The sequence below is a fragment of the candidate division KSB1 bacterium genome (assembly GCA_022562085.1).
Lineage (GTDB): Bacteria > Zhuqueibacterota > Zhuqueibacteria > Oceanimicrobiales > Oceanimicrobiaceae > Oceanimicrobium.
Genome location: JADFPY010000339.1, coordinates 1 through 4,944, shown reverse-complemented (window position 1 = coordinate 4,944; position 4,944 = coordinate 1). Strand labels below are relative to the sequence as shown.

The following is a 4,944-nucleotide window of genomic DNA, read 5'->3' as shown; positions in this document are numbered from 1 at the left end:
CGCCTGAATTCATCCTGCCTACTACAGATGGTAAAAAAAGTCCCTCTTTCTGATTATCACGGAAAACCGGCTGCTATCGTCTTTCTCTCCGGTCATTGCTCGCACAGCTTCGATACCCTGCCCATTCTGACAGAGCTACACAAAAAGTAGGGCCAGGATGTAACCATTCTCCCCGTTTATGTCGACAGCGGTTCAGTTGATAACGTTTTGACATGGAGCGCGGAAATGAATCCGGGGTATCCCTTGACCGTTTCGCAGAGCAAGGATATTTCCAAAGCCTACAATAGCCGGATGGTGCCATCGACTTTCTTGATCGACAAGGAAGGCCACATCACCAAGAAATATGTCGGCTATAAAGATCAAACGACGCTCGAAAAGGCCTTTGCTTAGTTGATCCGGTCGTAACCGTAATTCTGACGACCTGATTTTGGGAAATGCCGTGTAAAAGTCGGGTCATTGCAGTTGCAAAGTCCGGGTTTTTATCCTTAAATTGTATCAACAAAGTAATCATAAAAACCAAACAAGGAACAAGCCATGATACAGCCAGAGATTGGAAACAAAATAGCCGAATTAAGAAAACAAAAAGGATTGACGCAAGAAGAACTAGCCTATCAAGCGCAGTTGAATGTGAGAAGCATCCAGAGAATTGAATCGGGAGAAGTTACGCCCAGGTTCTCAACACTGAAATTGTTATCAGAAGTTTTTGATCTTGAATTAAGGGTTGAGAATTCAGGATCTAATCTTTGGCTGATATTCATGCACCTGAGCAACGTCATACCACTCATGATAGTTCCGCTAATAATTTGGGCCTTGAAAAAAGATGAAATTCCGGATATCGATCGCCACAGCGTAGATGTTCTAAACTTTCAGATAAGCATGTCTCTTTACTTATTTATTGCAGCCATTCTCGTGCTTGTCATAGTTGGCGAGGTTTTAGTACTAGCCCTGGTTATTTTTACGTTCTTTATCGCGATTATTAATACGACCAGGGTCGCGATGGAGCTAGATTATTCATATCCAATGACGATTCATTTTCTCAAACGAGGATAAAGTATATTATGAGATTTGCCCGGAATAAATGACTTGGGAGAGCACAACTCTCCCTTTTTTATTTGACTGTGAACGGCTCTGAGACCACGTCGACACCGACCCCTGCCTTGGACTTGCGGACCATTTTTGCGACTTCCTCCATGAGCCTTGCATTGTTAATGACAATACCATCTTTGATTGTGTGAACAATTCCGTTCGTTCGGTACATTTCGCCGTCTTTGTTACGGGTCAAAGCGCCAAAGCTGTACAAGAAGCGAAGGTTGTATGCGGGATTGCCGTCTACAATCATCAGATCGGCCAGGTATCCCGGCCGGACCAGACCCAGTTTTGGCTGTCTCAGCGTCTTTGCACTATTGTAAGTTGCTGCCTTCAAAACTTCCAGATTGTGCATGCCGGACTCCCTTAACAATTGCAACTCGCGGACGTTGGAGAAACCGGGGGTTGCCCAGATATAATTGTCGTCTGTGCCGTAAGCAACCCGTCCGCCCCGTTTGTTAAATTCGTAGATTAGGTCCCCCCAGAGATCAAAGGCGTAGGTCCAGTAGTATTCGTCATCTGAGGTCCAGTCATAATGATAGGAGCCATGGTAGGCCGGATTGGGCAAGTTCCAGTTGATAAGTGCCTGGTGTGTGTATTTTTCATGCCAGGGTAAATTCTGAGCCCGAATGATGTCTCGATTGGCTTCATAAACGACACGAGTGGGCAGCATAGAAACGCCATAAGCCGCCAATGAATCCGCTACTTCGGACAACAATCGCTCTTTGTTCGCTTCGGTCCAGACTTTACCTGCATGCCTGAACCGCGCGATCTCATCGTTATAACTGTAATCGCGTGGGAAGTCCTGAACGCTTCTATCCAGAGAAGATTCTGAGTAACCGTAGTGGTGTTCAATCATTGTGACGCCTAGCCGAGCCGCGTCAACGGCATGAACGACCGCATTTGTAGAAGGGGGAAGGTGAATGGTTGTGATACCCCCGTGCCGGTAAACTGCTTTGCAAACCGCGCCAAATAAGTTAGAGTTCCAGGTGACATTACTGACATTAACCACATGCGCGCCTTTCGAAATCATTTCTCGTACAATTTTGTCTGCATTTGCAGGATCATCCAAATCATTCTGGGTAAATGTTGTGCCACGCCCATATCGCCAAATCGGAAACATACGTGGTGCTAATATTTTATTCTGTGAAGAAAGTTTCGACTGCTCCATTCCAGCTTCCAGGCCACGATCCGGAGCCGGTACTAAAGTCGTTACACCATGGGCGAGTTTGAGATAATAGACATACTCGATTTCCATCGGTTCTTTGCGTAAATGCATGTGCAGGTCTATCATTCCCGGCATGACATATTTGCCTGTGCCATCGATCACCCGGTCACCAGTTGCACGTTTGGTTTGACCACGGCGCTCCGCTGTTACGGGATCGAACGGGGTCATCCTGGCAATCATGTTCCCTTCAATCTCGATGTCATAGGGTCCGACCGGCGGTCCTCCGTGACCTGGAATGACCATGATATTTTGAACAACCAGCCTGTTATAAGGGCCTTCAGCAAGATCGCCAAATAATGAGTTTGTGTCTTGAGCATAGACTAAGCCTGGGGCCATCGTCAGGCCAGCTACTACAATTAGGACACTGAAAACAATCTTAAGGTTACTTTTGTACCTCATGGGCTCCTCCCTTCAATTATCAATAAAATTTAACTTGCAAAGTTAGGCATTTGCCAAGTGAAAATCAATGCAATTAATGTGAATCAGAAGTTGCAAATAATGGGGTGGGTTTTGGAAATTCCAGAATCAAAATAGTACAATATTTGGATTATAAATAAACAGAGTATAGTTTCCCTCCCGAAAATTCAAAACAAGACGGTCTATTTTTTTATTCTTCGCACGGGGGAGTTTTAGGTATTTGAAAATTTGAATTTTGAATGTTGTTTCGAATTTCGAGTTTCGTACTTCGGATTTCCGGTTTATCCGGGTTAGGTTTTGCACCAACAAAATGACTGATAATGCTGTAAGAAGTCGCCTTGACTTTCAATCTGTTCTAAGTTACATTGCCGTCATATCCATTGTTAGCAGATCTCAAAAAATATTGAGGCAACTTAAATGATAAAGATTCTCATCAATGATTGCTTCAAAAAGTATTTGCTCAATCAACCATCCGAATACCGCAAAAAAGTGCGGCAGAAGTTTGAATATTTAGAAATCGGATACTGGGAAGGCGGCCTAAACGTCAAAAAGCTCAAGAGTCTGGCGGGGAACAAGGCCGTCTTCGAGGCCAGACTTGACCGGTCAAACCGGATTCTTTTCACTTTGGGCAACGATAAGGAAAATGGCGCTTCAAACCTGCTGGTCTATGTCTGGGGCATCGTTGCTCATGATGCGGTAAGTCATAAAAGCACAAACATCCTCCCTGCCAATGTTCCCTTTCTTCAATTTAAACCGTACCAGAAGGAATCCATGGACGAGATTCTTCTGGAAGATCTAAGTGATAGCTATTTCACTCAGGAAAGCATTACTCAGAAAATCTCCGATGATTCGGCCAGCCAGAGATGGCATTTCTTAGACGAAGAGAATTGGCAGCGTATTCAATCTTACCAGCAGGACGAATTGCAGTTGCAGCTTTACCTGACACCGGAGCAGCAGGAGGTTTTGGCCAGACCTTTGCCGCTCCTGGTCTCGGGCACGGCTGGCAGCGGCAAAACCACCCTCGGCATCTACTACCTGCTGAAATTACCGCTGGCGAAAGAGAAGAAACTGTTCATCACTTACAACCGCTACTTAAGAGATACTGCCCGGACACTGTACCAGGGTTTATTGAATGCCAGCCCGTTAAAAAACGAATACTTTTCCCCCGATTTTTTTACCTTCAAGGAGTATTGTCTGGAGGTCGCCGAGAAGTACCACAAAAATTTTCCGCCAGAAAAGGAAGTCCATTTCGAGAGGTTCAATGAAATAGTTTTGTCCAACAGCCAGGCGCGGCGGTACGACACCCCTTTAATCTGGGAAGAAATCCGTTCCATCATCAAGGGAGCGCTGCCGCACATCAATATCAACATTCTGAAAAATGCCCCGGAGCGCTTAAAAAATAAGCCGGTTTCACCCACCTTCTTGAGTGCGCTTCAACAACAATTCTTGACGTTCGCCCGGTTAAAATCCCTGGAAAAGGTGGAAAAATTTGTTCAAAAATATTTGCATGCCGATCTCAAAACTTTTTCCAGGAATCTCAAATACTACATTGAAGAACAAGGCGATCGAGTGTTAACTGTCCTCGATCGAACCTTGAATCTCTTGTTGAAAGAAAGAGAATTGACGCAGAAAAAATATCTCTCCTTTGTCGATTATGAAGCGCTGGGAAAGAAGAAGGCGCCCAATTTTCCTCTCGATCGTCAATGCCTCTACCGTGTATTCGAATGGTACCAGGACAAACTCGACCGCGAGGGCTTGTGGGATGAATTAGATCTGGCCAGAGAGGTGACGAATTTATTGAGCGAACATGATTCGGACGCGCACCGTTATGACCTGGTGGTCTGCGACGAGGTGCAAGATTTAACGGATGTGCAGCATGAACTGCTTTTTTATATTGTCCGCAATCCAATGAATCTTCTATTGAGCGGGGACACCAAACAAATTGTTAATCCCAGCGGATTTCGATGGGAAGAATTGAAACGACATTTTTATGAGCGAGAACTGAAAATCCCGCAGCTTCATTTCTTAAACTTGAATTTCAGAAGCTCCGGAAGCATTGTGCAATTGTCGAATGTTCTTTTGGACCTGAAGGCCGGGCTGCTGGGAAGCCGGGCCGAAGAGTTGAAAGAGGACTGGAAATATAAAGGGCGTCCGCCGGTGGTGGTTCAGAATTTATCTCAACAGAGAATGCTGGAAAATATTCGCAGCACCGG

General features: G+C 45.2%; 3 protein-coding genes and 1 pseudogene. 3 read left to right on the top strand and 1 reads right to left on the bottom strand.

What is annotated here, in order from left to right:
* The first annotated feature begins 159 nt into the window (after positions 1–159).
* Positions 160–390: pseudogene (locus IH879_19670) on the top strand (TlpA family protein disulfide reductase).
* 144 nt (positions 391–534) lie between these two features.
* Complete coding sequence (locus tag IH879_19665) at positions 535–1,050, top strand: helix-turn-helix domain-containing protein (GenBank protein MCH7677146.1); 516 nt, start codon at positions 535–537, stop codon at positions 1,048–1,050.
* A gap of 58 nt (positions 1,051–1,108) precedes the next feature.
* Here the strand turns inward: IH879_19665 and IH879_19660 are convergent, their stop codons facing one another.
* A complete protein-coding gene (locus tag IH879_19660; protein MCH7677145.1) occupies positions 1,109–2,650 on the bottom strand; it encodes an amidohydrolase family protein in 1,542 nt (513 codons plus the stop codon).
* Between the two features lie 498 nt (positions 2,651–3,148).
* Between IH879_19660 and IH879_19655 the strand changes: the two genes are divergently transcribed.
* A partial coding sequence (locus IH879_19655) for a UvrD-helicase domain-containing protein (protein ID MCH7677144.1) occupies positions 3,149–4,944 on the top strand: 1,796 nt, incomplete at its 3' end.

Coding starts and splice junctions, on each gene's coding strand:
- IH879_19665 (MCH7677146.1), top strand. CDS start 535: ATGATACAGCCAGAGATTGGAAACAAAATAGCCGAATTAAGAAAACAA.
- IH879_19660 (MCH7677145.1), bottom strand. CDS start 2,650: ATGGCCCCAGGCTTAGTCTATGCTCAAGACACAAACTCATTATTTGGC.